15 protein-coding genes and 7 pseudogenes are annotated in these 26,343 nt (G+C 69.0%); 7 read left to right on the plus strand and 15 right to left on the minus strand.

The genetic code is table 11. The features are described from left to right. Positions 1 to 295 precede the first annotated feature (295 nt). Positions 296 to 4,930 carry a sacsin N-terminal ATP-binding-like domain-containing protein gene (locus OG247_RS00415; RefSeq protein ID WP_327250251.1) on the plus strand — a complete coding sequence of 1,545 codons (4,635 nt, stop codon included), beginning with the start codon at positions 296 to 298 and terminating at the stop codon, positions 4,928 to 4,930. A gap of 163 nt (positions 4,931 to 5,093) precedes the next feature. Here OG247_RS00415 and OG247_RS00420 read toward each other — a convergent pair whose 3' ends face one another. From OG247_RS00420 to OG247_RS00435, 4 genes and pseudogenes are all read right to left on the minus strand, one after another. Then, on the minus strand, positions 5,094 to 5,474 hold the full coding sequence (locus OG247_RS00420) for a hypothetical protein (RefSeq protein ID WP_327250252.1): 381 nt from the start codon (positions 5,472 to 5,474) through the stop codon (positions 5,094 to 5,096). A 476-nt stretch (positions 5,475 to 5,950) separates the two neighbouring features. After that, complete coding sequence (locus OG247_RS00425; RefSeq protein ID WP_327250253.1) at positions 5,951 to 6,448, minus strand: hypothetical protein; 498 nt, start codon at positions 6,446 to 6,448, stop codon at positions 5,951 to 5,953. 136 nt (positions 6,449 to 6,584) lie between these two features. After that, positions 6,585 to 6,851 carry a zinc finger domain-containing protein gene (locus OG247_RS00430; protein ID WP_327250254.1) on the minus strand — a complete coding sequence of 89 codons (267 nt, stop codon included), beginning with the start codon at positions 6,849 to 6,851 and terminating at the stop codon, positions 6,585 to 6,587. A gap of 93 nt (positions 6,852 to 6,944) precedes the next feature. Further along, positions 6,945 to 7,340, minus strand: a pseudogene (locus OG247_RS00435) (transposase); the annotation flags it as partial. 384 nt (positions 7,341 to 7,724) lie between these two features. Between OG247_RS00435 and OG247_RS00440 the strand changes: the two are divergent. Next, complete coding sequence (locus tag OG247_RS00440; RefSeq protein WP_327250255.1) at positions 7,725 to 8,960, plus strand: IS110 family transposase; 1,236 nt, start codon at positions 7,725 to 7,727, stop codon at positions 8,958 to 8,960. 33 nt (positions 8,961 to 8,993) lie between these two features. On the opposite strand, the pseudogene OG247_RS00445 reads toward OG247_RS00440, so the two are convergent. From OG247_RS00445 to OG247_RS00455, 3 pseudogenes are all read right to left on the minus strand, one after another. Next, positions 8,994 to 9,364: pseudogene (locus OG247_RS00445) on the minus strand (helix-turn-helix domain-containing protein); the annotation flags it as partial. Between the two features lie 521 nt (positions 9,365 to 9,885). Continuing rightward, a pseudogene (locus OG247_RS00450) lies at positions 9,886 to 10,141 on the minus strand (transposase); the annotation flags it as partial. A gap of 569 nt (positions 10,142 to 10,710) precedes the next feature. Further along, positions 10,711 to 11,228 (minus strand): annotated as a pseudogene (locus OG247_RS00455) (transposase family protein); the annotation flags it as partial. Between the two features lie 1,060 nt (positions 11,229 to 12,288). Between OG247_RS00455 and OG247_RS00460 the strand changes: the two are divergent. After that, positions 12,289 to 15,423, plus strand: coding sequence for a tetratricopeptide repeat protein (locus tag OG247_RS00460; protein WP_327250256.1), 3,135 nt, complete (start codon positions 12,289 to 12,291; stop codon positions 15,421 to 15,423). Positions 15,424 to 16,344: 921 nt separating this feature from the next. Then, positions 16,345 to 16,862 (plus strand): annotated as a pseudogene (locus OG247_RS00465) (transposase family protein). Here the strand turns inward: OG247_RS00465 and OG247_RS00470 are convergent. The 3 genes and pseudogenes from OG247_RS00470 to OG247_RS00480 form a co-directional block, all read right to left on the minus strand. Then, complete coding sequence (locus OG247_RS00470; protein ID WP_327257821.1) at positions 16,844 to 17,038, minus strand: hypothetical protein; 195 nt, start codon at positions 17,036 to 17,038, stop codon at positions 16,844 to 16,846. The pseudogene OG247_RS00465 and the gene OG247_RS00470 overlap by 19 nt on opposite strands. An 11-nt stretch (positions 17,039 to 17,049) precedes the next feature. After that, a pseudogene (locus tag OG247_RS00475) lies at positions 17,050 to 17,233 on the minus strand (IS5/IS1182 family transposase); the annotation flags it as partial. Positions 17,234 to 17,275: 42 nt separating this feature from the next. Continuing rightward, positions 17,276 to 17,899, minus strand: coding sequence for a hypothetical protein (locus tag OG247_RS00480; protein ID WP_327250257.1), 624 nt, complete (start codon positions 17,897 to 17,899; stop codon positions 17,276 to 17,278). A 599-nt stretch (positions 17,900 to 18,498) separates the two neighbouring features. Here OG247_RS00480 and OG247_RS00485 point away from each other — a divergent pair. Further along, positions 18,499 to 18,870, plus strand: a pseudogene (locus OG247_RS00485) (transposase); the annotation flags it as partial. Between the two features lie 102 nt (positions 18,871 to 18,972). On the opposite strand, the gene OG247_RS00490 reads toward OG247_RS00485, so the two are convergent. Both OG247_RS00490 and OG247_RS00495 read right to left on the minus strand, forming a co-directional pair. Next, a complete protein-coding gene (locus OG247_RS00490; protein WP_327250258.1) occupies positions 18,973 to 19,572 on the minus strand; it encodes a TIGR03086 family metal-binding protein in 600 nt (199 codons plus the stop codon). Between the two features lie 72 nt (positions 19,573 to 19,644). Then, positions 19,645 to 21,666 carry a calcium-binding protein gene (locus tag OG247_RS00495; protein WP_327250259.1) on the minus strand — a complete coding sequence of 674 codons (2,022 nt, stop codon included), beginning with the start codon at positions 21,664 to 21,666 and terminating at the stop codon, positions 19,645 to 19,647. 466 nt (positions 21,667 to 22,132) lie between these two features. Between OG247_RS00495 and OG247_RS00500 the strand changes: the two genes are divergently transcribed. Continuing rightward, the gene (locus OG247_RS00500) at positions 22,133 to 22,531 is read left to right on the plus strand and encodes a hypothetical protein (RefSeq protein WP_327250260.1); all 399 of its coding nucleotides are present in this window, start codon (positions 22,133 to 22,135) and stop codon (positions 22,529 to 22,531) included. 398 nt (positions 22,532 to 22,929) lie between these two features. On the opposite strand, the gene OG247_RS00505 is transcribed toward OG247_RS00500, so the two are convergent. Both OG247_RS00505 and OG247_RS00510 read right to left on the minus strand, forming a co-directional pair. Then, positions 22,930 to 23,061 (minus strand): hypothetical protein, encoded by a 132-nt coding sequence (locus OG247_RS00505; protein ID WP_327250261.1) that lies wholly within the window; start codon positions 23,059 to 23,061, stop codon positions 22,930 to 22,932. Between the two features lie 580 nt (positions 23,062 to 23,641). Continuing rightward, the gene (locus OG247_RS00510) at positions 23,642 to 24,013 is read right to left on the minus strand and encodes an Imm51 family immunity protein (RefSeq protein WP_327250262.1); all 372 of its coding nucleotides are present in this window, start codon (positions 24,011 to 24,013) and stop codon (positions 23,642 to 23,644) included. 360 nt (positions 24,014 to 24,373) lie between these two features. Here OG247_RS00510 and OG247_RS00515 point away from each other — a divergent pair, with 360 nt between their 5' ends. Continuing rightward, entirely contained in the window at positions 24,374 to 24,865 is a 492-nt protein-coding gene (locus tag OG247_RS00515) for a DUF4279 domain-containing protein (RefSeq protein WP_327250263.1), read from the plus strand. Between the two features lie 72 nt (positions 24,866 to 24,937). Here OG247_RS00515 and OG247_RS00520 read toward each other — a convergent pair whose 3' ends face one another. Continuing rightward, the gene (locus OG247_RS00520) at positions 24,938 to 26,128 is read right to left on the minus strand and encodes an IS110 family transposase (protein WP_327250264.1); all 1,191 of its coding nucleotides are present in this window, start codon (positions 26,126 to 26,128) and stop codon (positions 24,938 to 24,940) included. Between the last annotated feature and the right edge of the window lie 215 nt (positions 26,129 to 26,343).

Below are 26,343 nucleotides of genomic sequence, written 5' to 3' on the forward strand. Positions count from 1 at the left end.
AGGCATCAGGAACCGGTTTCCGCCGCGTTCAGCACACCGCCCGGAGCCTGATGACCGACTCCCCTACGCCCCCAGCCCCGCCGCACTACGTGAGCGGCCGCCCCGCCATCGTCGTCCGGCGCCTCGGACGTTGTCCGGATCACACCCGCTCGGTGACCAGGAACCTCACCGGCCCACCAGGCTTGCCCTCGTACGGACGGCACCAAGGGGTGGGGACACGAGCATGGGCGACGACGCTCTCATGGGCGCGGTACGCGCACTTCTGAAGGATGCGCGCGCGCATACGGAGGCGGAGGTGTCGACCGTTCAGGAAGCGGACCGCGCCATTCGTCTCCTCGACGAGGGGCTGCGGGGAGGTCTCGGCGTACACCTCCAGATGGCGGAAGGCGCGCAGGAAGGCGCGGAGACGCTGTCGACCAACCCCCTGCAGTTCCTCTCCGAGTTCGTGCAGAACGCCGACGACGCCGGAGCCCGGCAGCTGCGGTTCCTGCGCCACCCGGACGCGCTGCTGGTCGCGCACGACGGTGGCGGGCTGCGCCTGGGCGACGTCCTCCTGCTCAGCCAGCCCTGGCTCAGCGGCAAGAAGACCGACGCCAGGAGCACCGGGCGCTTCGGCATCGGACTGTCCACGCTCCGGGCCCTGTCCACGACCTGGGAAGCCCACTGTCACCCCTTCCACGTGCGCTTCGTGGACCTGACGCTCGAGCCCGTCCCGGCGCCGGAACTGCCCGTGGAGATCGCCGGCCCCGGTTGGACCGTCTTCCGCATCCCTCTGGAGCCCGGGGTGCTGCCTCCCGAGGAGCTTCTGCAGTGGTTCGAGAGCTGGAGCGACGCCTCCCTCCTCTTCCTGCGCAGCATCGAACGCATCGAGGTGAAGGCGGGCGGCAGCGCCACCGTACTGGCGCTGTCCTGGGAGGACGTGACAACGCAGCGGTTCCCGGTGGACGGCGCCGAGCACGAGGTAAAGGTGCAGCACGCCCGGACGGCCGACGGGGCCCTGTGGCGCGTGTACACGGTGGAGGTACCGCCCCGCCCCGACTGGGTACGCCATCACAAGGCACTCGGAGCGACCGTGCCCGTGGGGGTCGCACTCCCCCTCGGCCCGCAGGCGCGGGGCCCGCGTGCGCAGGGCAGTGTCCACGCGGGCCTGCCCGTGGCCCCGCTGGGCGTGGCCGCCCGCGTCCACGCCCAGTTCGACCCCGTGGCCAGCCGCGAGGGCTTCGCCGGCAGCCGCCTCAACGCACAGCTGGTCCCTGTCGTAGCCGACCTCTGGGCGGCAGGGGTCCGGGACGTCCTGGAGCGGGTGGATCCCACCGCATGGCACCTGGTCCCCCTGCCCCCGCCGACGGGCTCCGCGCCGCCGGAACGGATCCAGGACCGGAGCCAGGACCGGATCGAGGACCGGGTCCAGGGCCGGATCGAGGAACGGATCCTGGCCGAGCTGCTCGCCCGGGCCCGTCGGTCGCTCGCCGCCGAACTCACCCTGACGGTCCCCGAGACCGGGCGGAGCGCGCCGCTGGCCGACTTCGCGGCCGAGGAAACCGCCCTGGCGGGGGTACTCGCCGACGCGGACGTCGCGCGGCTGGGCGGGGTCCCGTACTCCTTCCCCGCCGCCGCCCGTGACGGCGGCGGCCGCTGGCGGCAGGTCCTCGCGGACTGGCGGGTCTCGGGAGCGGACCTGATCCCGGAGGTACGGGTCGTCGACGCGCTCGGCCTCTTCGCCGAGGAACAGCAGACCCCCGAACAGCTCGTCCGCCTCAGCGCGGTCGCCCTCGACTCCGGCCTCGGGTTCCAGCTCTCCCTGCACCCCTGCGTGGTCACCGCCGACGGGCTCCGGCTGCAGCCGCGGGGCAAGAAGAACGCCTTCGCGATCGCAGGGGCCGCCGGGCCGCTGGACGTCCTCGGCATCGTCCTGGATCTCCATCCCGCCTACGAGGACGACGGCCTCGGGGCGAAGCGGGTCGTCGAATGGCTGAAGAGCCGTGGCTGCCTGGTGAGCCGCGACGACACGGCAGCCCTGCTGAGGATCGCCTCCGGCTTCGGCGAAGCCGGCGGGCGCCTCTCCGAAGCCGGCGAGCCGACGTCGGCCGAGCGGCTCGTCGCCCTGCAGCGCGCCCTGGCCGGGACGCCCAAGACGGTGCGCGATCCTCTCGGTCCGGGCATCGGCCGCGCCGTCGTCCTCGAGGGCATCTCCTACGATGCCGAAGGCGCCGAGCAGTCCCGTCGGGTGCGGCCCCACCACGCGTATCTCCCCCAGGCGTTGCAGAGCACCGACGGAGACCGGTTCGCGACGGCCGCCCGCCGGACTCCCGGCCTCGTATGGGTGCACCGGTCCTACGCGCGCTCGCTGCTGTCCGCCGGCGAGGCCGGCGGTCTGAGCAGGACGGCCTTCCTGCGGCTGCTGGGCGCGGCGGACACTCCTCGCCTGACCCCCGTGAAACCGGAGCACCACTACGCGTACACCAAGGTGTACTCAGGAGACACCCGCCTCGGGCTGAAGCGCGACTGCATGTGGTTCGTCAAGGGCCGATGGACGCAGATGTACCGTGCGGGTGCCGGCTTCACGCTCGACGACCTGGTCAGCGAGGACCTCCTCGCCGTGGTCGCGCACATCGTCGCCGAGAAGGAACAGAAGGAACGCCGTCGCCGCACGGCGGCCCTCCTGCGCACCCTCGCCGGACCACTGACCAGTGAGGACCAGGCCAAGGTCCGTATGGCCCATGGCTATCAGCGGTGGAACGACAAGGGGCAGACGGCAGCCCTGTGGGTGTGGCGGCTCCGGGACACCGCCTGGCTGGAGAACAGCCGGGGCGAGCTGTGTCCACCCGCCGAACTCACCCTGCGTACGCCGGACACGGAAGCCCTCTACGGACAGGAGGACCCCAACTACCTGCACCCCGAGATCCAACGGGCCCTGGCCACGAGGCAGGACGTCCTCACCGAACTCGGGGTCTCCGGTGACCCCGACGTACCGCGTCTGGCACAGCGGCTGCGCGAGCTCCGCAAACGCTGCGAGGACGCCGCCGAGGTACCGGAGGGCCTGCAGGCGGAGGCACTTCTGGTCTACCGAGCCCTGGCCCGGCGTCTGACGCACCGCTCCGCCGACACGTCACAGGCAGCGGTGGAGGAGAAGGTCCGCCACGAGTTCCGGGGCGAGGACCTCGTACTGACCGACCGGGGCTGGAAGAAGTCCCGCGAGTGCTTCCGCGGGCCGGCGATCCTCCGTGGGTTCCGCGCCTTCGCCCTGACCGGCGAGGACCTGGATCCGGTGTGGCGGGTCCTGTACATGGCCGAGCCCGGGGCGGGCGAGCTGGTCGACGTTCTGAGGGAGATCGCCGGATCCGGTGACGCGCCCGATGCGGACGGCCAGCAGGTCATGCTCTACGCCCTGCGCCGCCTACGGGACCTGCTGTCCGGTGCTCACCGGCCCGTGGACCCGGGATTGCGGAGCAAGCTGCGCGGTCTGCCGCTGTGGACCACGGCCGGCTGGGTGAGGAGGACCAAGGGCCGGCAGGTGTTCGCGGTGACCGACCCCGCGGTCGAACGGTCCCTGGGAAATCGCCTTCCGCTGTGGAAGCCGGGAGGAAACGTCCTCCAGTTCACCGCCCTCCTCGGGCTGCTGCACGTCACGCCCCTGGAGGTGGCGAACGCCGAGGTCCCGGGCACCGCCGGCGCCGGGGACCTGTCCGCAGGGGACCTGTCCGCGGAGGGCCTGCCCAGCGAGGGCGGGCCCGCCGATGCCACCCTCACCGAGGACTTCCGCAGCGGAGTGGTCGCCCTGCAGGACCTCCTCGTACGCGACGAGCCGGAAACCGCGGAAGCCTTCACCGGGTGGAACTGGCTGGCGGGCCTGGACGTACGGCTGCGCCCCGGCCTGACGATCCGCCTCGAGCCGGGCGGCAGCCACGGAACCGTCGAGTTCTCCGCCGACGCACACATCGACCGCGATCGCGGCACCCTGTTCCTGGCACACCCCGAGGCGCTGCGCACCAAGCCGGGGGCGGGAGCGGCCATCGCCGCCCACTTCGCGGGACAACGCTCCCGCGTGGGTCACGCCTGGCGCGACATCTGGGAGGAAGGCCTGGTGGAGTCGAATCCCGGGACCGCACTCGTCTCCGCCGAGCAGCGGGACCGCGAGGAACGGCAACGCCTGGCCGAACAACTCCACCGGCGGGCACAGCAGATTCCCCCCGTCCCTGCTTCGCGGCCGGGTCCCAAGCCCCCCGAGCAGCGCGCCGCGGCGGCCGGGCCCCTCTCCCCCGCTGTCTTCCCGCCTGCGCCTACGACTCCCTCTCCGACTCCCTCTCCGGCGGCCGGTCCGCAGCAGCAGGCCGCCGCCCGCACTCTGGTGGACGGGGCCGTGTTCGAAGCCCTGCCCCGCAAGGTCGTCGTCCGGGACGGCACACCGCCGCGCCCCGGCATCGCCCCTCCCCCTCCGCACGGTTCACCGCGCGAAGCACCGTACGGAATCCCGCTCCCCCGCCCCAGGGCGGGCGGAGCCCCACTCCACAACCAGGCTCCTCCCCGCGCCTACGCCGACCACGACAAGGAGGAACTGACCCTCAGGGCCCTCGGCCGGATCCTGCAGGAGCAGGGCCTCACGCTGGAGGAACAGCGGGGCGTCTCGGGACTGGGAACCGACGCGGTCGATTCGGCCGGGCGCTACTACGAGATCAAGGCCCACGGACAGGCAGTGCCGGGCGAGCTGTCCCTGACCCGGGCGGAGTTCGTACGGGCCTGGTCGGAGGGCACGAACTACACCCTCGTCATCGCCTCGCACCTGGCGGAGGGCGCAGGCACCCCTACCCTCCGCCTGGTGAACGACCCCGTCCACCGCTTCGCGGTCGAGCCGACGACGGACGTCAAGCTCAAGGGCGTACGGAACCCGGCGGTGGAATGCACCGTGTACGACTGGCCTGAGGAAGCTTAATCACGTCCCTTGGAAGGCAGAGTGCGAGTTGGAATGCGGGTTGAACAGCACCTCTGGAGGGGGCGTCATGGAATTGATACGGCTTCAGCCGAATGGATTCGAGGCACTGTCGCTTCGATCGTGGTCGAGTGGAACACTCCCCGTGGCGACAGGCACACCGCACTCACTCCGAGAAGCAGGCGAATCGCCATGGCCACGGATATCGAACTCGGTATCTCCCCACCCGCACCCGTAGGTGATCGGGAAATCTCCGGCGAGCCTTCGGACGAGAGGGAAAAGTTCGCCGAGATCTCCGCCCGCGGCGCACTCTCTTGAGGATGTGCCGCCCGGCCGGGGCCGCGTCCAGTGCCTCCGCCTCGCCCAGCAGAGACAGGAACGGGCGCACGGTGTTGTAGCGCAGGCCGAACTTCGCGCGCATCGCCGCCTCGGCCGACCCGTCGTCCTCGGGCACCAGGGCCTCCACCGTCGCGACGGCCCCGGCCACGGCCCAGTTCTCGTAGAGCTCCCACCAAGTGGCGAGTAGCTCCGTGTAATCGCCCTTCACCTGCGGAGACGCTGCGGAGCCAGTTGACTGATTCTCGGGCGAGGGGAGCGCTCTGGCGCCTGTCAGCGCGCTGACCTGTGAGTTTCGCCGACTTCGGGATTCATGAACTCACGCCTCGGCCCGGTGTCGATGCCCTGCTCGATCACGTGCAGGCCCACCCCTCGGGTAGGCCCAGTTCTCAACTCCGGCGGGTACGACTCGCTGTCGGAGGCGGCGGCCCGCGGATGGAAGCGGGCGGAGGCAGGGGCCAGCGGGCCGGGCGGGGCCGGGGACCTCGCCGGAGCGGGGCCGGGGGCGGGTTCCGTCCTGCGGCAGCACGGCATCCAACGGTTCCAGGCACAGCGGACGAGACATCAGATCGAGATCGTCGGCCAGCTCGTCCGCACCGCGGCTCTTCGCCAGGGCGGCCAGGGCCTGGAGGAGTTGGGGGGCCGGCTTCCACGACCTGGCTACCGGCCCGTCGGCAGCCAGGCGCCCTACCAGGTTTCCTCCGCCACGCTTCTGCCGATCGGGCCGTTGATCCTCACCATGCCGTGTTCCTGACCCACTCCGGTACGCCAGGCCGCGAATGCCTCCGCCAACCTTTCCACCTTCTCAAGAGCAGCCGTCTCCGCCTCGCCCTGCAGACTTTCCTTCCCGTGGAAGTTGAACCCGGTGACGATCTTCGAGTACGGATTGGAACCGGAGTCGGCTGTCTCGCTTATGGCCCAAATATCGATCATCGTGAGATCTTTCGTGCCCTCATGGGTGGCCAGGTACGCATGGAAGTCCTTTACGTCCTGACTGGCTTCCCTGCCCTCTCTGGTGGGCTGCGATGCCCGGAACGTCGGACCCGCATCCGGCCCGCCACCACCGCCGCAGCCCACCAGGACGGCTGCCAGGACGGAGATTGCGGCCGCAGCGGATACGCGCCGGAATCGGCGGCCAGGTCGGCTGTACGGGGTCTTGGTACTGGAACGATCGCTGGCCATCATGCGCCTCCGTTCATCGGCTGCTATTCCTGAGAGCAAGACGAGGCTCCCGGGCAGAGGGTTCCGGTTGCGAGGACGCCGGAACGCCCGGCGAAGAACGCTCAAGGGCCTTCGCCGGGCTTGCTGACCGAGGGGACGGTCACCCCTTGATGCCTTCTACATGGGTCACACTGGACACGCCGGATGTGCCGTTGTACGAGCAGGTTCCGCTCGATGTCCCTGTCTGCTGCCAGTCCCCGAGTTTCGAGAGTCGGGGCACCTTCGTGAAGCGGCCGGTGTGGTAGGTGCCGGCGACCGCGCCGGAGCGCGAGCAGCAGGGTGAACCTGACAATGCGCTACAGCGCGGGCAGGGGTGGCGCTCGACATCGTCCACTTCGGACGCGAGTGCGATCTGAACATCCGTCATGACCTCGAGTCCTGCCACAAACCATTCCTAAGACTTGTCCCGTAAATGATCTTTGAGTCGCCGGGGCGGTCGATCGCGGTGCGGGCCGCTTGCCTATCCGGCGAGGGCGAGGTTGTGCATGCGGGCGATGCCGAGCATGGCGTGGTGGACTCCGTCGCCTTTGAGGCGGCAGTCGCGGAGGGTCTTCCAGGTCTTCATACGGGCGAAGACGTGCTCGACCCGGGCACGGACCTGCTTGTGGGACGTGTTGTGCACTTCTTTCCACTCGGGCAGGTCTTCGCCCTTGCGGCGGCGGTGCGGGATGACGAGTCCGGTGCCCGGGTAGCCGCCATCGGCGATCGTCGTGGTCCTTCCGACCGCGGCCTTGGCGCCGGATTCCTCCCAGGCCTTGCAGTCGTTGCGGTTCCCGGCGAGCGGCCGGCCGACCACGACGACCAGGCGGGTGTCGGCGTCGATGACGACCTGATGGTTGGTGGAGTACCGGTAGTTCTAATAGGTCATCGGTGACCCAGGCGCGTGAGTGCAAGGGCCACCAGGCGAGGTCGAGGCCCGGATCCCTCCGGTCAGGCCGGCCCTGCCTCGCCCGCGCCCTGCCGGGCGGAGACCTTCGGTAGTTCCGTGGCCTTGACCTCTCGTCAAAGACCGGTCCCGCCCGGCAGAGGCTCGAATATCACCAGCTTTCATGTTCTCAGCCCGCCGGCAGGGGCCGACCTCTCAACAGTTCGCGAGCCGATGAGCTCTCCAACAGACCGAGGTCCCTGCCGGTCGCTGGAGACACGAACGGCTCATGAGATGGCGTGCCCAGAGCACTTCTATTAGAGCGCCGCGTGCTCCGCATGGGATCGACCTGCAGGTTGAGACGGAGGCACAGTGTTGAGCGAGATCTTCTGTGGAATTGACTGGGCGGAGGGACACCACGACATAGCCCTGGTCGACCAGGACGGATCCCAGGTCGCCAAGCTACGGATCAGCGACGACAGTGCCGGCTTCCACGCACTGATCGAACTCTTGACCAGGCATGGCGACTCCGCAGAGCATCCGATCCCCGTTGCGATCGAGACGCCACGCGGCCTCCTAGTCGCCGGCCTGCGGGCAACGGGCCGACAGGTCTACGCAATCAACCCCCTGGCCGCGGCCCGCTACCGCGATCGCGCCAGCGTCTCCCGAGCCAAGTCCGATGCAGCGGACGCCCGTGTTCTAGCAAATGTCCTTCGAACCGACCGGCACGCCCACCGCCCCCTACCCGACGACAGCGAGGCCGGGCAGGCCGTCGCTGTCCTGGCCCGCGCTCACCAGGACGCCATCTGGGACCGGCAGCAGATGATGAACCGGCTCCGGTCGCACCTGCGCGAGTACTATCCAGCCGCTCTCATAGCCTTCCATGGCCCCGGCAAACCGGGACTCGACTCGCCACGTGCCCGCGTGATTCTCACCGCTGCACCGACGCCGGCCGACGCTGCCGTACTCTCCCGCAGCCAGCTGCGTGCGTTGCTCAAGCGGGGCGAGCGTCCGCGCTGCGGAATCGAGGCTGAGGTCGAGCGGCTTCGGGCAATCTTCCGCGCGGACTACCTGAGGCAGCTGCCGCAGGTCGAGCAGGCCCTGGGGCACCAGGCAGTAGCGCTCATCCGCCAGCTCGATGCCTCATGCAACAGCGTCGCTCAGCTCGCGGCGGCGACGGAGGAGGCATTCCTCGCGCACCCAGATGCCGAGATCATCACCAGCTTCCCTGGGCTGTCTGTGCTTTCCGGAGCGCGAGTTCTCGCCGAGCTCGGAGATGACCGCGAACGCTTTGCGGATGCCCGCGCCATGAAGGCGTACGCGGGAGCGGCCCCTATCACCCGGGCCTCCGGGCGAAGCCACGTAGTGGTCGCACGGACCGTCAAGAACCAGCGCCTGGCCTCAGCCGGGCACATGTGGGCCTTCGCAGCCCTTCGCACGCAGGCTCCACGCGCCCACTACGACCGGCGGCGCGCTGGTGGAGAGCGCCATACTGCAGCTCTCAGGAACTTGTTCAACAAACTGCTCGGCTGCCTCTATCACTGCCTGCAACGCCGCACGCTATTCGACCCCGATCGTGCTTTCGCGGCACCCCTGGAGCTCGCCGCCTGAGCACCTACTTGACCTACCGACGACATGAGATGTCTTCGACTGCGCGGCGATGGTGTGGTCGCGGGTGGGTACCAGGGTGCGTCCACGATGAGCACGGTGTCCTTGGCGAACCGCTTGCGGGGCTGGAGCGCGAGCATCGGCCCGAGGTGGTCGATGATGCGGTCCGCCGCCGACTTTGAGACCCCGAAGAGCGGTGCGATCTGCCGCATCGTCAAGTTCGTGCGCCAGTACGCCGCGACCAGAAGTGCCCGGTCCTCCAGCGGCAGGCCCCACGGCCGGCCCTTGCGAACCGCATCAGCGCCATCGCGCCGTAGCACGGTCACCAGCTTCCCGAAAGCACGCGGGCTCATCCCGGTGAACGGGGCTATCCAGGACGGCTCGGACGCCGTGATCACACCAGCCACATCAAGATCATCTCACCCGTGACCAGCAGTTACGGGACAAGCCTTAGGCCAGCAACCGTGCGCTTCCGCGTGACTGGGTCGGCGCGCTTCGGAACGAGCCGCTGCGACGCAGTCAGCGGAGTGCAGTGCTGGTCACGCTCGGGTGGGGTCCTTGGTGAAGCGGTGTGGGTGGGCTGCCTTGACGTATCTCATGGCTGTGGTGTCGGCGATTCCGAAGACGCGCATCAGGCCGCAGGTCAGGGCAGTGCGAAACGGGACGCGGGGTGAGACGGTTCCGACAACGGGTGGCCCGGATGGAACAAAGCAGCTCCCGGGAAGACTCACCAGGGCGCACGATCGGCAACAACGATGACCGTGCGCACGGCCCCCGGGTGAGGGTCCGGCAGGCAAGCAGGTCGAGGGAATCGGCAGCTGGCGCGCCGCCTCCGACCCCGGCCCCATCGGCGGGACGGGTGTGACGACGGCTCACTGAGCGTTTGGTCCGGTGATTCGCGTGTAGTCCCGGATTGCACCCCGCGCCGGTTCGGGGTGGCTTCGCCGGCCAGTCTGCGGGCCATGAGGTCGATCACGGCGAGGTGGATCACAGCTTCGGGGCGGAGCGGTGCGGGTGGCGTTCGTGGTCGCGGGCGAGGCGTCGGCGGTGCATGAGCCGGCCGATGCTGCGCTCGACGATCCACCGTCTCGGGATGATCGTGAACCCGCGCTCGCCGGGCGGGTGTTGGACGGGGTGGACGTCGATGTCGAGGAAGCGCCGTGGTCGGTGGCGGTGGTGCGATATGCGGCCCGTCCGGCCCCATGTCGCCGCCGCATCCGACCACCAGACCCATCTCCTCGTTCTCCGCGCGCTGCACCAGAGCATTGTCGATGGCCACGACGCTCCCGCCAATGAGGTCGAGGCCGCCGATGGCGACCTGAGGGCCGGTACACCCGTGCAAGCTCACAGCCCCGACGGTGGGGAGGTGTCTCTGATGGGTCGGCACTGATGGCTCGTCAGGTTTGGGCGTCGTGCTACTGGTCAGCGGTGCTTGTTGGTGGTGTCTCGCTGGTGTCATGACGGTCCTCGCCCGCGACCACGCCGCCATCGCGGCCGGCCTCCCGACCTAAAACCGCACGCTCGCGGCGCCCCAGAGAATGGTTGGCGACTTCGACTGCTCCGGCGAGGACATTGAGCTGGGTGGAGCGGACGGACTGCTGGAGCTCGGCGCCCCGGGTGCTGCTCACCTACGAGCTGGTACGCGTACGGGCTCCCGGCGACCGAGGGGGAAAGCGGCGATCCGAGGTGGCCGGCCTTCGCCCGCCGCTACGGCTTCGACCCCCGCCACCCGGTGCAGTGAGCCTTTTCCAACCTCACCTGATGCGTGGTGAAGGACGAGGACTGCCTTCACCACGTCGGTGATTCGGTTGGTGCTGCAGCGGAGCTTCCGCAGGAGGCGCCAGCTCTTGAGGGTGGCCGTGGCCTGCTCGCCGAGGCAGCGGATCTTGGCGTGGGTGGTGTTGTGGCGACGCTTCCATCGCTTGAGGCGGCGGCCCCGAAACGGAACCCGGACGGATCCGCCGGCGCCCTGGTATGCCTTGTCCGCCCAGCATTTGAGCCCCGCATCGGCGAGGGCGGGGCGAGGGCGGCCAGGGCCTCGACGGCTTCACGTATGTAGCGGTACACCGTCGCGATCCCGATGCCGAACCCGGCGGCGAGCTGGGCGTAAGTGTCACCGCACCGCAGGTGGGCCAGGGCGAGCAGGGCCTGACGTCCGGCAGGAAGGCGCCGCCACCGCGTTCCGATCTCCTGCCGCCGGGCTGTCAGTTGCCTGGTCAGGAACCGCAAAGTGCGGCCGGACAGATCAATCGAGGACGGGTAGACAAGCACGCGAAGCTCCTGGCGGACACGGGTGATCTTGGTCGAGAACCCGTCTACCAGGAGCTTCGTCGTTCCGCAGGACAGTCCAACTCGCGGTCAGCACCGCCAGCTCGAAAAGGGCTCGGTCTACAGGAGGATTGGCGGTTTGCTGGGGGGGTATTTCTGCCTATTACTGGTTTTGATCTTGCCGGGGCTGGATGATGGAGGGGTGTCTCCGGTTGCGTTGAAGTTGGTGGGCTGGGTTGTTGTTGGTGTGGCGGTTGGGGGGCTGGCTGTCTATCTGGTGACGCTGGGCTGGGAGAAGGCGGGGTGGGTGGCCAGTGTGGTGTCGGTCTTCTTGACTGCGGCGGGCCTGGCCTTGGCGGTGCTCGGGGAAGTGCGGAGCCGGGCGGCTGGTACGGGAGAGGGTGGGTCCCTGCGAGTAGTGCAGCGGGCACGCGCTACCGGCCCTGACAGTGAGGTCGTGCAGGTGGGGGGTCACCGCTCGCGGAGCCGTTATCGGGCGCTGCTGGGCCGGGTGAAGCAGTTCGCGGTCGCAAAGGATGGGAAGGCGCGGCAGGTGGCGGGGAATGAGGATCCGCCAGCGGGTTCTTGAGTGGCGTGGCCGGACGGGGCCCGGGCGAGGGGGTGAGGGGCCGTGAATGCGCGCAGGGTGCGGCAGGAGGCTGTGGCAACGTGGTTCGCGCGTGTCTTCCAGGCCGGGGGCAATCAGATCGTTTTCCAGGGCGATGCTCCTTACCGGTTGTCGGTGTGGCCGCGGGAACGGGCACAACCTCCCCCAGCTGAGAAGGCCCTGGCCCGACCGAGTCTGTTGTTGCAGGCGGGGTTGGAGGTGGTGGGGTTCACGGGCCGGCATTGGGAGCTGGAGAAGCTCCTGGAGTGGCAGGGAGGTCCGCCTTTCGCTGTCCGGCTGCTGCATGGTCCTGGAGGACAGGGCAAGAGCCGTCTGGCAGCAGAAGTCGCACGGGGGTGGGGCGGGCAGGGGTGGGTGGTACTGCGCGCTCATCATCGTGACGACCCTGCCGGACCGGCAGCCCTGGAGCAGCCGCCGACTGAGGGTGTGGCGGGAGTGCTGGTGGTGGTCGATTATGCGGAGCGGTGGGCGGTACCGGACCTGCTGCAGCTGCTGACCGATACCGCCGCTGCGGCCGGGGCGGTGGTGCGGGTGCTCCTGTTGGCCCGTCCCACCGGGTGGTGGTGGAGTGGCCTGTGTCAGCAGATCCCCAGGGCCGTCGGACGGCCGGAGGTGGAGCCGGACGACCTTTTGCTGCCGCCGGTGGAGGAGACGACCCTATGTGATCCGGAAGAGGCCCGGCGGGATCTGTTCCACCAGGCCAGGGACCGGTTCTGTGGTCTGCTGGGCGTGCCGGACCCCGACCGTATCGTTGCCCCCGCCGGACTGGACTCCTATCCGGATTACCACCTGGTCCTCGCGGTCCACATGGCTGCCCTGGTCCTGGTCCTGGCCGCCCACGACCACGACCACGACACCACGAACGGCGGCGACCGGTCCGGGAGCGCCCCGCTCTGGGCGGGCGGGTGGGGGGCGGAACCGGTGGAGGTGTCGCAGTTTCTGTTGACGCGTGAACGCCTGCACTGGGAGGCGGTGTTCACGCGCGCCAAGCCGCCCCTGCTCACCGAGCCAGACGCGATGGGTCAGGCCGTCTACCTCGCTACTCTCACCGGCCCTGTGCACTACAGGGACGGCCTGGCCGCGCTCACCCGGGCCGGGGTGGAGTCCGCTCAGCCCCCCGGCCAGATCCTCAAGGACCACGCCCACTGTTACCCGCCGCCCGGTAACCAGACCGTGCTGGAGCCCTTGTACCCTGACCGGCTCGGCGAGGACTTCATCGGTTTGCTTACCCCCGCCTCCAGCCCCCGCCCTACGGCCGGACGGCGGAGCGGCAACAGGGCTGCCTTCCCCACCGATCCCTGGGCGACGGCCGCATCCGCCCGCCTTCTCCTTCCGCGCGCCAGTGACACCCCCGGCCCCGCAGCGGCATGGGTGCACCCTGCCCTGACCACCCTTATCGAGACCGCACACCGGTGGCCCGACATCGCTAGCGATGTGCTCTTCCCGCTCCTGCGTGCCCGCCCACAGCTCGCCCTGGCTGCGGGCGGAGCCGCTCTGGTCTCTCTCACTGCCCTGCCGGGTATCCCCCTCGACCTCCTCGCGGCCATTGAGGAGCACCTTCCCGCTCATCGGCACATCGACCTCGATGCGGGGATCGCCGCCCTGGCTCAGCGCCTGGCCGAGCACCGCCTCGCCACCACCGCAGACCGGGCCGAGCGCGCCCGTCTCCACTACAACCTCGCCACGTGCCTTCACCGCGCGGGACTCCACGACCAAGCTCTGGACACCAGCCGCCAGGCCGTGCTCATCTGGCGCCAACTGGCCGATCTCGACCACGCCATGCAGCTGCCTAGCCTGGCAGTGTCGCTGAACAACCACGCCGTCCTGTTGGCCCAGGTGGGGCGGCGGGATGAAGCAGTCCCCGTGTCTCAGGAAGCCGTTGACACCTATCGGGAACTGGCCGCCCTCGACCGCGACACATACCTGGCCGGGCTGGCGATGTCGGTCCACAACCACGCCATCCGCCTGGCCCAGGTGGGGCAAAGGGCTGCAGCACTCGCCGTCTCCCAGGAAGCGATCGACATTTGCCGGGAACTGACCGACCTCAACCGCAAGGCCCACCTTCCCGAGCTGGGTGGCTCGGTCACCACCTACGCGGCCCTATTGGCCGACGCCGGGCGGCGGGGTGAAGCCCTGGTCGCCTCCCAGGAAGCAGTCGAACTGTGCCGGGAACTAGTCGCCCTCAACCGCAACACCCACCTTCCCGAGCTGGGTGGCTCGATCCACAACCACGCCGTCTGCTTGGCGGAGGCAGGCCGATTGGCCGAAGCAGTGCCCGTCTCCCAGGATGCCGTCGATCTACGCCGGGAACTGGCTGGCCTCAACCGTGACGCCCACCTCCCGGACCTGGCCGCCTCGGTGACTAACCATGCGAACCGGCTGGCAGAGGCAGGAAGGCACAAGGACGCGCTCCCTCTATCCCAGGAAGCCGTTGACACCTACCGGGAACTGGCCGATATCAACCGCGCCGCCCACCTCCCCGACCTGGCAATGTCGGTCCATAACCACGCCATCCGCCTGGCCCAGGTGGGGCAAAGGGCTGCAGCACTCGCCGTCTCCCGGGAAGCACTCAAACTACGCCGGGAACTCGTCGCTCTCAACCACGACGCCCACCTACCCGACTTGGCGATGTCGATCTACAACTACGCGACCCTGCTGGCCCATGCCGGGCGACCCAATGAAGCCCTGGCCGCATCCCAGGAAGCCCTTGCGCTACGCCGGGAATTAGTCGCCCTCAACCGCGACGCCCACCTGCCCGACCTGGCGAGGTCGGTTAGCGGCCACGCTGTTCGCTTGGCCCAGGTAGGGCGCCGGAATGAAGCCATGGCCGCCTCCCAGAAAGCACTCGAAATGGGGCGGGAATTGGCCGACCGCAATCGCGACGCCTACCTTCCCGACCTGGCGGTGTCGATCAATAACCACACGGCCCGGCTGGCCGATGCCGGGCGACCCAATGAAGCCCTGGCCGCATCCCAGGAAGCACTCGCACTACGCCGGGAGCTGACCGACCGCAATCGCGACGCCTACCTCCCCGACCTGGCGGTCTCGGTCAGAAACCACGCGGCTCTGCTGGCCAATGCCGGGCGACCCAATGAAGCCCTGGCTGCCTCCCAGGAAGCGATCGACATTTACCGGGAACTGGCCGACCTCAACCGCGACGGCTATCTGCCCGACCTGGCGAGGTCCTTGCGCAACCTCGTAGGTCTGATGATGAGGGCAGGACGGTGGGAAGAAGCGGTATCCGTCTCCCAGGAAGCTGTCGACGCCCACCGCGCACTGGTCGGCCTCAACCGCGACGCCTACTTGCGCGACTGCGTCCAGACCCTAGCCGCTTCTGGAGAGGTACTGGTGGAAGCCGGACGGCTCCATGAAGCTGTGTCTGCCTTGGGAGAGGGGCTTTTGCTCGGCCGATTACTGCCTGCGGAAGCACAGGGAATCCTCGGGGTGATCGTCGATCTGCTGCGCCGGTGCTACGCCCTCGATGCGCCCGTCACCGACAGCGCCTTCCATGCCGTCACCGGACAACACGCCCCTGTGTGGATGCAACAGCCTCCCAGACCAGACCGGTGAGGTGCTCCGAATGTGAAGCTCCGCCGGGCATGCGAGGTCAGGCTGCGGGCCTGGAAAGGGAACGGAAGGCGTACCTGGCCCGGCTGGAGAAGCTCGTGCACACCTACCGGGCAGGGTGTGAGCGAAGTACGGGCTCCAGTCGGCGACCGCCATGCACGGGCGGTACGAGCTGCTGGCGCACCCGGTGTCGCAACTCGCCCGGGTGCTGCGGGATGCACTGGCCGAGCTCGACCCCGGCTGGTGCCCGACATGGGACGCCGGCTGGCAGCGCTGCTTTCGGCTCGTGCAGAACCATCTGAAGAACGGCGGCCGCGTGCCGTTGGGGGCCGGGGAGGTCGTGGTCCAGGGCGAGGACTTGGGGCGGTGGGCCCAGGGGTGCCGGTTCTGCTGGGATGCTCTGCTGCCCGCGCAGCAGTGGCTGCTGGAGAACGCCCTCGGACTCGAACCAGCCGGTGAGGACGAGCGGCCGGAGAAGCGCACGCAGGACACAAGTGGAAGCTCAACCTGCGGGCGGCAAAGGCGTTCCACATGCGTGAGGGGCATCTGTCGGTGCCGAGGAAGCGCGTCGAGCACGTGGAGACGGTCGACGCGCTGACAGGCGCCCAGGGGGCAGTTGGTCCTGGATGACGTCTCTGGCGGCCCACCGTGTCTACGGCGGTCCGTCCGACCGCCTTCTGCGGGGCTGGCGTAGACGTGTCGTGGCGGCATGGGGATGATCCCTGGGGGGAGGGCGGTGGTCGGCAGTCTCCGCGGGTCCCCTACGGGAGAGACCCCAGGCCCGCCCCTGACTTCAGCCTCGAAGTCACTGAGCCCTTTTCGAGCTGGCGGTGCTGACCACGAGTTGGACTGTCCTGCGGAACGACGAAGCTCCTGGTAGACGGGTTCTCGACCAAGATCACCCGTGTCCGCCAGGAGCTTCGCGTGCTTGTCTACCCGTCCTCGATTGATCTGTCCGGCCGCACTTTGCGGTTCCTGACCAGGCAACTGACAGCCCGGCGGCAGGAGATCGGAACGCGGTGGCGGCGCCTTCCTGCCGGACGTCAGGCCCTGCTCGCCCTGGCCCACCTGCGGTGCGGTGACACTTACGCCCAGCTCGCCGCCGGGTTCGGCATCGGGATCGCGACGGTGTACCGCTACATACGTGAAGCCGTCGAGGCCCTGGCCGCCCTCGCCCCGCCCTCGCCGATGCGGGGCTCAAATGCTGGGCGGACAAGGCATACCAGGGCGCCGGCGGATCCGTCCGGGTTCCGTTTCGGGGCCGCCGCCTCAAGCGATGGAAGCGTCGCCACAACACCACCCACGCCAAGATCCGCTGCCTCGGCGAGCAGGCCACGGCCACCCTCAAGAGCTGGCGCCTCCTGCGGAAGCTCCGCTGCAGCACCAACCGAATCACCGACGTGGTGAAGGCAGTCCTCGTCCTTCACCACGCATCAGCGTGAGGTTGGAAAAGGCTCAGTGGGAGGTCGAAGCCCTGGAGCCGGACGAACTCCAGCACCTGGTCCTCGCCGCCGTCGCCCCGTACATCGACCGCGACGTCCTCGCGCGGCAGGGCTCCCGCGAGGAACAGCAGCGCCGCGCCCTTGGGGAGTTCGTCGGACGGTGGGGTGCGACGCATGAGGGGCCGCCGGTGCGCCAGTACGCCGCGACCAGCAGTACCCGGTCCTCCAGTGAAAGGCTCCAGGGCCGGCCCTTACGACCGCGTCCGCGCCTCGCGCCGCAGAACCGAGACCAGCTTCCCGAAGGCACGCGGGCTCAGCCCCGAGAACGGGGCTATCCAGGACGGCTCCAACGCCGTGATCACACCAGCCACACCAAGATCGTTTCATGGAGTGACTGACGACCGACCTGCCTGTCAGCTGCCGCTCAGCGGAGATACCCACGAGGGGTCGTGTCGGGATCTCCTCGCGAGGTGGTCCAGCAGGTGCTCCGCCGCGATGGAGGCGGTGTCTTGCGGCGCGCCGACCACGCCCAAGGCGGCGGCAATCCTTGACGATGCTGTTTCCGGCACGTCCGGGTCGGTGAGGAAAGGAAGCAGCAGCAGGAAACGGACGGCCGTGTCATGGACGCCATCGGCCGTAAAGGACGGGCTATCAGCAATCCGGATCAGTTCACACCATGTCAGCCCAGTGCCCGAGAAGTCGCCATCCCAGCTGGCGATCTGCTCGACACAACTCCTGCCTGGATGGGTCAGGAGGTAGTCGGTGGCGTAGTCGCCATCCAGGTTGCGGTAGATCACCACAGCTCCGGGATCCTCTTCTGCCGGCACCCTGAACACCGGCCAGCGTTCAGGATCGAAGAGGACCTCGGACAGGGCATCGGCATCGGCGCCGTCCTCACCAAACCACTCCGGAACCGGCCGCTCAGCACACCCCCCGTCGCTGCACATCGACAGAAGGTAGTTCGACCAGAAGCCCAGGCGGGCCAGCAGTGACTCGCCCGCCACCAACGGGCCGACGTCGTATCCCTTGATCAGCACCCTCCGATCCTGCCACCAGCCACCGACACGGTCCGATCCCGGATCGGCAAGGGAGGACCGCCCAGTGACGGGACAGCCCTTGGAGGCCCTTGTGACGTCCACGTACCCGTCCTTGACTCGTCCATATCTCGGGCCTCTTTCTGTCGAGCGGCCCCTGCCGGCTCCGGCGAACCCCCGGTGAGCCGAACGTAGAGGTTCTCGGCTTCGCGAACGTTCGCCGGGGTCCCGGAGACGGTGGCTACGACGATGGGGGCTCCGAGCAGGAGAGCAGCCCGGAGTGGGATCCGGAGTGCTCTCCTGTACCCGAGGCCGCCTACGCGTACGGTGACCGGCCGACCACGAAGGGCCGAACCCCTCCTTCAGGCCCGGTCTGGCCTTTCAGCCGGTCGCGGCAGCCATGTCGGGCGAGGCCGGGGAGTCAAGCATCGCGTCGCGGACCAGGCCTTCGGGCATCGACGCGGTAGCTGGTCCGCCACAGGGCGGCGCCGCTGGTCCAGGTGCAATCCTCCATGTGAGCATGGAGAGTCTCAACGAGCTGGTAGCGACGGTGTTTTCGGGGAATGCCATCTCACACGCCCTCTCTGACAGCTGCAAGCGCCGGAGTCCCCTGGCGCTACCTACCGCACGACTTCCCACCCTGGCAGAGCGTCTACGGCTACTTCGCCCACTGGCAAAACGACGGCGTCTTCGACCGCCTCAACGGCCTCCTGCGCAGCCTGCTCCGCCAGGCCGAAGGCCGTGAACCTGAGCCCACCGCCTGCCCGCTCAACTCCCAAAGCATCAAGACCTCAGCCACCGTCCACCTCGCCGATCAGGGCATCGACCCCGCGAAAAAGATCATCGGCCGCAAACGGCACATCGCCACCGACCCCCTCGGCCTCCTCCTGGCCGTCCTCGTCACCGCCGCCAGCGTCCACGAATCCGCCGCCGGCACCCACCTCATCGACCACCTCGCAGCCCGCCACCCGCGGCATCGACCTCGAAATCGTCCAACGCGACACCTGACCCCAGATGAAACAGACAACCGAGAATCAAATGCTCACTTAACAACTTGAGGGCAGTCTCCGTGTCCATCACCCCGTACCGCTCGGCCAGGACGGATCGCGCCCGCTCAGCCCGACCGCCCGGTCCAGCAGCGGGGCCTCGTCCGGTACGGGGACGGCGGGGCCGAAGATGCCCCCGTTGTCCCCCTCTTCCTCCACCGATGCCAGCAGGAACCCGTACGAGGTCTGCAGCGCGGCCTGATCGGGTGCGTACTCCTGGCCGGTGGCCCGGGCCAGGTCCCAGCCGTGGATGACCAGTTCGTTGACGGCCACCAGGCCCGCGATCTCGCCAGGGAGGTCCACCCCGCCCGCACGGGTCGTGCCGGTCCAGGCGGCCGGATCCGTCCAGGCCTCGGCCAGCTCGCCGAGGATCCGGGGCAGTTCCTCGCGCCAGCCGGCGGGGAGGGAGGGGAGGGCTGTGCCGGGGTCCGTGTTCGTGGTGGGGCCCAGGTCCTTGCGGGCGGCGTCGCGGAACGCGACGGCCAGGCCGGTGAGGTGGCCCAGCAGGTTGCCGACCGCGTACGCGGGGCAGGGCGTCGGGTCGGCGAGCCGGGCTTCGGTGACGCCCGCCGCGAGTCGGGCCACGATCCGGCATTGCGGTCCGAGGTCGAGCATCGTCGTGTCGGTCATCTGCCGCTCCTTCGGGGTCATGGATCTGACGGACCGCCCAGTCGGGAGGGGGAACCCCTCCCGAGCGTCATGTCAGGGGCAGCTGATGCGGGTGTCGCCCGCGTCGGTGGTGCAGGTGTCGGTGCCCATGCCGCCGTTGGCGGTGTCGTTGGCGCTGACACCGTCGGTGGTGGTCAGGCGGTCGTTGCCGTAGTAGCCCGTGAGGGTGTCGTTGCCCGGTCCGCCGCCCAGGGTGTCGTCGCCGAAGCCCCCGTCGATGTTGTCGTTGCCGGGCCCGCCGTGGACGGTGTCGTTGCCGTAGCTCGCGCGGACGGTGTCGTTGCCGCTGAGGGCGCAGATGACGTCGTTGGAGTAGCCACCGTTGAGGGTGTCCGTACCGCTGGTGCCGATGATCGTGCAGCCGCGGGAGTTGTTCACCGAGGTCGACGCGCCGGCGCTGTTGTTGGCCGGGTTCGGGTCCTGGGGCAGGGCGGTGGCGGAGGCGCTGTTCGTCAGGGTGCCGGTGGCACGCGGTTCGGCCGTCACCGTGACCGTGGCGCTCGCACCCGGTGCGAGGCTGCCGAGGGCGCAGGTGGCCCCGGTCGCCGATGTCGTACAGGTGCCCTGGGACGGAACGGCCGACAGGAGGGTGCCGCCGGCCCCCGAGAGGGTGTCGGTGAGCGTCACGCCGGTCGCGGTCACGGTGGACGTCGCGGCGCTGGAGACCCGTACGGTGTACGAGGCCTGGTCGCCGATGCTCACGGTCGTCGTTCCGGTGTTCGTCACCGAAAGGTCGGCGGCCGGAGGCGGAGGCGGGGTGCCGCCGCCGCCTTCGTAGCGGGCGATGCCGAAGGCGCCCAGCCCGGCCAGGCCCGCGGCCACGGTCTTCCCGTCGGGCTGCACGAGCAGTCCCCGAATCTCCTCACCGCCCAGCATGCCGGTGTACACCCGGCCGTCACCGCCGCCGAAGCCGGTGTCCAGACTGCCGCTCGGCAGGTAGCGGGCGAGGGCGAAGTCCGAGGCCTCCTGGCTGTCCGGGTCGTCTGCCGTGCCGCCGACGAGGATCTTCCCGTCCTGCTGGAGCGCCATGTCGTAGGCCATCGCCGTGCTGAGGGGCCAGACGGTGGTGACCCGGCCGCCGGTGCCGAAGGCGGGGTCGGGAGTGCCGCCGGCGGTGAACCGGGCCAGCGCGAAACCGGTGTTGGCCGACCCGGCGGCGACGACCGCGCCGTCGGACTGGACCGCCACGGCGCGGCCGAAGTCCGTACCGCCGAAGTCCGCGGTGGCCATACCGTCGCCGCTGAAGGATGTGTCGAGGCTGCCGTTGGACAGGTAGCGGGCCACTCCGAAGTCGAAAGCGGTACTGCCCACGTAGCCGACGGCGACGAACCTGCCGTCCGGCTGGAGCGCCAGGCCGGTGGCCTGGCCGCCCGCCTCCCCGGGGAAGGTGGGAGCGAAGCCCGCCACCACCGTGCCGTCCCCGCCGAACGACGGGTCCGCAGTGCCGTCCACGTTGAGGCGGGCCAGCGCGAAGCCCGCCCCGCCGCTGAGGCCGACCGCGAGGATCCTTCCGTCCGGCTGGACGACCAGGTCGGAGGCGCCCGAGGCGCTGCCGAACGACTCGACGCGGACCAGGCCGCCCGAGCCGAAGCTCTGGTCGAGGGAGCCGTCCGTGTTGTAGCGGGCGACGGAGAAGATGCAGCAGCCCCCGCCCTCCTCCATGACCTCCGTACGGCCGGCGACCACGATCTTCCCGTCGGAGGGCTGAACCGCCACCGCCTCGGCCTGGTCGTCGCCCCCGAAGTCACTGGTCACCCGACCGTCGCCGCCGCCGAATCCGGAATCGACACTGCCGTTGGCGTTGTACCGGATCAGCGCCATGTCGAAGGGGACGCCCGGCCCCGTGACACGGCCGGCCACGACCAGCTTCCCGTCGCCCTGCCGGGCGACGTCCAGACCCTCCGCGTAGTCCCACGGCCCCCCGTCGTCGGGGAAGTACGTCTGGACCTTCCCGGAGCCGGCGAACGCGGGGTCCAGGTCCCCTGGGGCCGCGAGTGCGGTGCCGGGCAGCGCGAGGACCAGCGCCAGGGCGGCAGCGGACGCGGCTGCCACCATCCGCGCCGACCGTCCGCGGTGCCGGACGGAGCGGCGACGCCCTTCGGGTGCGCTGGGGTGTGAGTGGGTCATGGGCGTACGGACCTCCGAGTCGCGCCGAAACGAGCAGGCAGCAGCTTTGTGCCGAACGTGCGCCGGACGTCCGAGGCGCGGGCCGCGCTAAGCCCTCCGAGGGCGGAGTTCCACCCCTGCGGACGAACCGGCGGGGTTCCCCGGACCGCGAGGAGTCGAGGCGGCCGCCGCCCTCTACACCGCGCAGTGCCGGCTCTGCGGCGGCGCGTACAAGCTGCCCCGGCGCCTGGTTGTCCCCGCAGCGCCGGTCGGTACCGCGACATCGCCCTGATCGGCCCGGATCACGGACTGGATGTGGGCGATCCGCATGATCGCTTCGCGTAGATCCGGCCAGTGGTCGGGATGTCGAGCAAGACATTGACTACTACGACGCCCTCGTCGATGCGCCGGCCCTGTGCATCGAGACCATGCGGGCCATGGCGCTGAAGTCCGCGATGTACGAGCTGAGCGTCTGGACGAGAAGGCCGCCGAGCTCGCTCTGGCGGTGGCCGTGGTCGTCATTTCGCACGCCCTGATTGCCCAGTTCACCGTCATGACCCGGATCCAGCGGCGCACCGGCATCCTCTTCGTCCACGCCACCGACATGGAGGACGGGATGTCCGGCGGAACCTGGGTCCACGGCGACTTCACCCACCAGTCCTACCGCACCGCCTTCGGTCCGGTGAACCCGAGGTTCTGGATCGATGCACCCGAGACGGAGCGCCGCCATCAGGTCCTCGAGGTCCCATACGCCGAGATCGGCATTGCCGAGCGAGGAAAGACGGCGGCCATCGCCTTCGCGGCCTCGGAGTAGCGGCCGTCTCGTCGTCCGGCGCGATCGGTTTGGGCGGCGGCGCGATCCGGTCCGCCTCGACCCCGAGCTCGTGCGGGTGGACACAGGCCGGGGTTCCGTCGGCGGTTTACCGCCACCCGTCGGCCGGGTCGAACGGGCCCTCCCGGCCGGGCCGGTACGTAGACCCCAAAGCCTCGCGCGGCAGCCGCTTCGAGGGGTAGATCCCACACGCCGGATGGTCCTCGCCCGAGGCGAACGGCTCACTCATCCCCGGGTCATAGCCCCCCAACGACCGCTGGAGGACCTCACCACACGGACGAGAACGGATCCCACCCCGGCGTCCGGGGTGGGATCCGCCACGCCTTCGTAGGGCCTGCGCCCTCAGCTTCGGAACGTCGATTCCGGGTTGCTCGACCACCTCAGCCGGCGGCCGACAGCACCGGATGCTCGATGTGGTGGTGCTTGACCTCTACGCCCCGCTCGCCGCCCCACGCCGTCCAGACACGACGCGCAACTGCCTCTGCGACCGCCACGGAGCTCTTCCGGACCATGGAATCGGGGACTCTGCTGTGTGACGCCCAGTCTCGGCTTATGCTCCCTGCTCCCTGCTCCCTGCTCCCTGCTGGGTGCTGGGTGCTGGGTGCTGCCACACTCCAGCTGTGACGGACATAGCAGGGCAGTTGATCCCCGTGGCATCCGCGCCTGCCGGAGTCGCCCTCACGCTCCTAGGAAACGTGTATTTGGAGACATGCAGGGGGTCGCGGATCGCATCGACGACCTCATCGGTCAGGTCCGACGGCAAGGCACGGGCGCCCGCATCGTTGGCCCCCGCAGCACGTTCAACTTGATCACGATGCTGGAGGGGTAGATTGCCCCGGTCTGCCATCTGGTCGCCGAAGTTGGGCGCTCAGGAAACGGTGCCGCCCTCGTTGAGCCTGCTCGACAGTTGGTGAAGACACGGGACGCCTTGATCGATCTCCTTCGGAGCGACGATGGCATGTCTTCGCCCTGAGAGCCGGGGATCAGCGTTACGCCCGGGCGAGAGTTGTCCGTCAGCGAAGGAGTGCAGTCGCCTCACGGCTTTCGGAACGGCTTGAGGCGGCCCCGGGTTGCGGTCTGTCCTGGCCCCGCTCACGGGTTCTCTCGGTCGAGGAAGCGAGGGTCGGCCGTCTGGATGTAGTGGCTGAGGAGTTCGCGGTTGTGGAAGGCGGAGTGCAGAAGGACGGCCGGCTCCGTGAGGGCCTCGAGGTCAGGGCTTGTGACCACGAAGGTGCCGGCCTCTGATCCAAAAAATTGGAGCTCGTTGCCGTTTTCGGGCATGTGGGAGTGGGCCAGTGACCGGGCCAGGCCTTCCCAGCCGTAACCATGGGATTCGGCGTTGTGTTCTTCGAAGACGTCGGCCACCTGCTCCATGGCACCGTCGAACAGATAGAGGCAGTGGGAGCTGTCGGCCTCACTGTGTTCGTCCAGGTGGAACGGGGCCAGGGCTGATACGTCGGTCATGCCGTGATGGTAGAGATGGCCTTGATCCGAGCCTGATCCGGGGCCCGTCGGGCTGAGCGGGGCGGCCGGGATGGCCAGACTACGCCCCGTACTCGTCGCCGAACCTCCCCTCGCCCCAGCGCCTGCTGTGGTCGGGTAGCCGGAGATCAGCAGTGGTCTCTGGTTACCCGACCTCATCCGGGGTGACTGGGCGCGGCAGTTGGCCCGTCTGGCTTCCCAACGGAGAAGTCAAACAGCTCGGGAGTCCGCTGCGGGTAGTGGAGTCGTTCCTCAGATGTCTTGCCCATGACCCCACTGGGCGTCGGGACTCACTCACAGTCAGGCGAGTGGGGATGAAGGGTGACCGCGTATTCTCCGGGGATGCCTCTCCACCAGTACGTCTACTTCGCTCTGTCCAGCCGAAGCATTACCGCGCAGGAGATAACTGATGCGCTGGGTATCGAGCCTGATGAGACGAGAGTGGTCAACCCGCGCCGTCTCCCTGTTGACCCGGCGAATCCGTTCTGTCAGATCTGGAAGGTCGTGTGCAGGGAACCGGGCCTGTGCGTGGACGAACAGATCGCGCACGTCCTGGGCCGTCTCCGGCCACAGACCGACCGCATAGCCGAGCTCATGAAGCAGTACAACAGTGCAGACGGCGAAGACGAGCCGTACCTCGAAGCCCGGCTGGAGGTGGTGCGCTACTTCAATGACACCGAGCAGCAGGACGAGGCCGGGCAGCCGCAGGATAGGGACAAGCACAACCTCTTCGGCTGGGCGCTCGACCGCGAAGCGATCACCTTTCTTGCCGCTACTGGCGCGCTTCTGGACGTCGATGAGTACGACATGACCCCTTCCCCGGCGTCGGCCTGAGCGCCCACGAGATGCCCGCCTACTCCGTTCGTTCTTGGCGCCTTGAAGACACCACCATGGCTTCGGGCCGGGTCAGTGCAGCGTGGCCGGTGGCGGTGCAACTTCGTAGAGCCGCCGGTCACGGATGAGGGCCCAGAGGACATTGACGCGGCGTCGGGCGAGGGCGATCACGGCCTGGGTATGGCGTTTCCCCTCGGATCGTTTGCGGTCGTAGAAGGCCCGGGAGTTCGGGTCGTAGCGGACGCTGGTCAGCGCGGACATGTAGAAGACCCGCTGGAGGCCGCGGTGGGAGTGGCGGGGACGGTGGAGGGTGCCGCTCTTCTTCCCCGAGTCGTGCGGCGCCGGCGCAAGACCAGCGAACGCGGCCAGCCGGTCCGGGGTCGCGAAGAAGGTGAGGTCGCTGCCGACTCCGGCGAGGAACTCGGCGCCGAGGAGAGGTCCGATGCCGGGCATGCTCGTGATGATCTCGGCGAGGTCGTGTGCGCGGAAGCGGTCCTCGATGAGCCGGTCGACCTCCGCGACCTTTTCGTTTAGCACCCGCACGTCCGCGGCAAGGGTCCGCACCAGCTGGGCGATGACCGCCTCGCCAGGGACTGCGGTGTGTTGCTGTTCGGCGGTCTCGATTGCCGTCGTCGCGAGCTCCTCCGGACTGCGGACGCCTCGAGCGCGGAGCCAGCGGGTCAGTCGGGTGGTGCCCATGCGTCGGATCGCGGCCGGGGTCTGGTAGCCGTCAAGGAGGATGAGCGGGCCGGTGCTGGTGAGGACGAGAGCTCGTTCCAGTGCGGGGAACATGCCGGTCAGCGTGGAGCGCAGACGGTTGATCGCCCGGGTCCGGTCACGGACGAGATCCGTGCGGCGGCTGGTGAGGATCTTCAGCTCGATAGTGGCCTCATCGGTGGGCCGCATCGGCTTGAGGTCGCGGCGGATGCGGGCCTGATCGGCGATCACGAGCGCGTCGCGGGCGTCGGTCTTCCCCTCGCCGCGGTATCCGTCACTGGCCCGGTTGACGACGCGGCCGGGGATGTAGAGGAGCTCCTGGTCGTGGCCGGTGAGCAGGGCCAGGAGCAGTGCGGGTTCCCCACCGGCCATGTCGACGGCCCAGGTGACGTGGTCGGCCAGGGCGAGGACGTCTTGGAGGAGCTGGAGTAACTCAGGTTCTCCGTTCGGCACCCGCCGGGACAGCAGTTTCGCCCCGTCCTGGTTGATGACGACGCAGTGGTGGTGGGTCTTGCCACTGTCGATTCCGGCCCAGATCCGGTTCATCGTGCTCCAGACGATCGTGCGTGCAGGTCTGCCGCAGACGACCTCGCCGGCATGGCCTTACGCAGCGATCTTTGTCGCACTTCCCAATCTGGCGGCCGGGTCGTCGTGGGGAAGCCGGGCGGCCAAGCCATTGCAGCCACGGGTGGCAGCCAACTAGAAGCCACACCCGGCACCCCCGGGCGGCGCAACCATACGAAGGGCTCTGCCATCCCGTC

Origin of the sequence: Streptomyces sp. NBC_01244 (assembly GCF_035987325.1) — a bacterium.
Classification (GTDB): Bacteria; Actinomycetota; Actinomycetes; order Streptomycetales; family Streptomycetaceae; genus Streptomyces.

What these genes read in the sequence shown, in the direction of transcription:
- OG247_RS00425 (WP_327250253.1), bottom strand. Translation starts at nt 6,448, where the DNA reads ATGATGGCCAGCGATCGTTCCAGTACCAAGACCCCGTACAGCCGACCT.
- OG247_RS00430 (WP_327250254.1), bottom strand. Translation starts at nt 6,851, where the DNA reads ATGACGGATGTTCAGATCGCACTCGCGTCCGAAGTGGACGATGTCGAG.
- OG247_RS00470 (WP_327257821.1), bottom strand. Translation starts at nt 17,038, where the DNA reads ATGCGTCGCACCCCACCGTCCGACGAACTCCCCAAGGGCGCGGCGCTG.
- OG247_RS00490 (WP_327250258.1), bottom strand. Translation starts at nt 19,572, where the DNA reads ATGACCGACACGACGATGCTCGACCTCGGACCGCAATGCCGGATCGTG.
- OG247_RS00495 (WP_327250259.1), bottom strand. Translation starts at nt 21,666, where the DNA reads ATGGTGGCAGCCGCGTCCGCTGCCGCCCTGGCGCTGGTCCTCGCGCTG.
- OG247_RS00505 (WP_327250261.1), bottom strand. Translation starts at nt 23,061, where the DNA reads ATGGTCCGGAAGAGCTCCGTGGCGGTCGCAGAGGCAGTTGCGCGTCGT.
- OG247_RS00510 (WP_327250262.1), bottom strand. Translation starts at nt 24,013, where the DNA reads ATGACCGACGTATCAGCCCTGGCCCCGTTCCACCTGGACGAACACAGT.
- OG247_RS00515 (WP_327250263.1), top strand. Translation starts at nt 24,374, where the DNA reads ATGCCTCTCCACCAGTACGTCTACTTCGCTCTGTCCAGCCGAAGCATT.
- OG247_RS00520 (WP_327250264.1), bottom strand. Translation starts at nt 26,128, where the DNA reads ATGAACCGGATCTGGGCCGGAATCGACAGTGGCAAGACCCACCACCAC.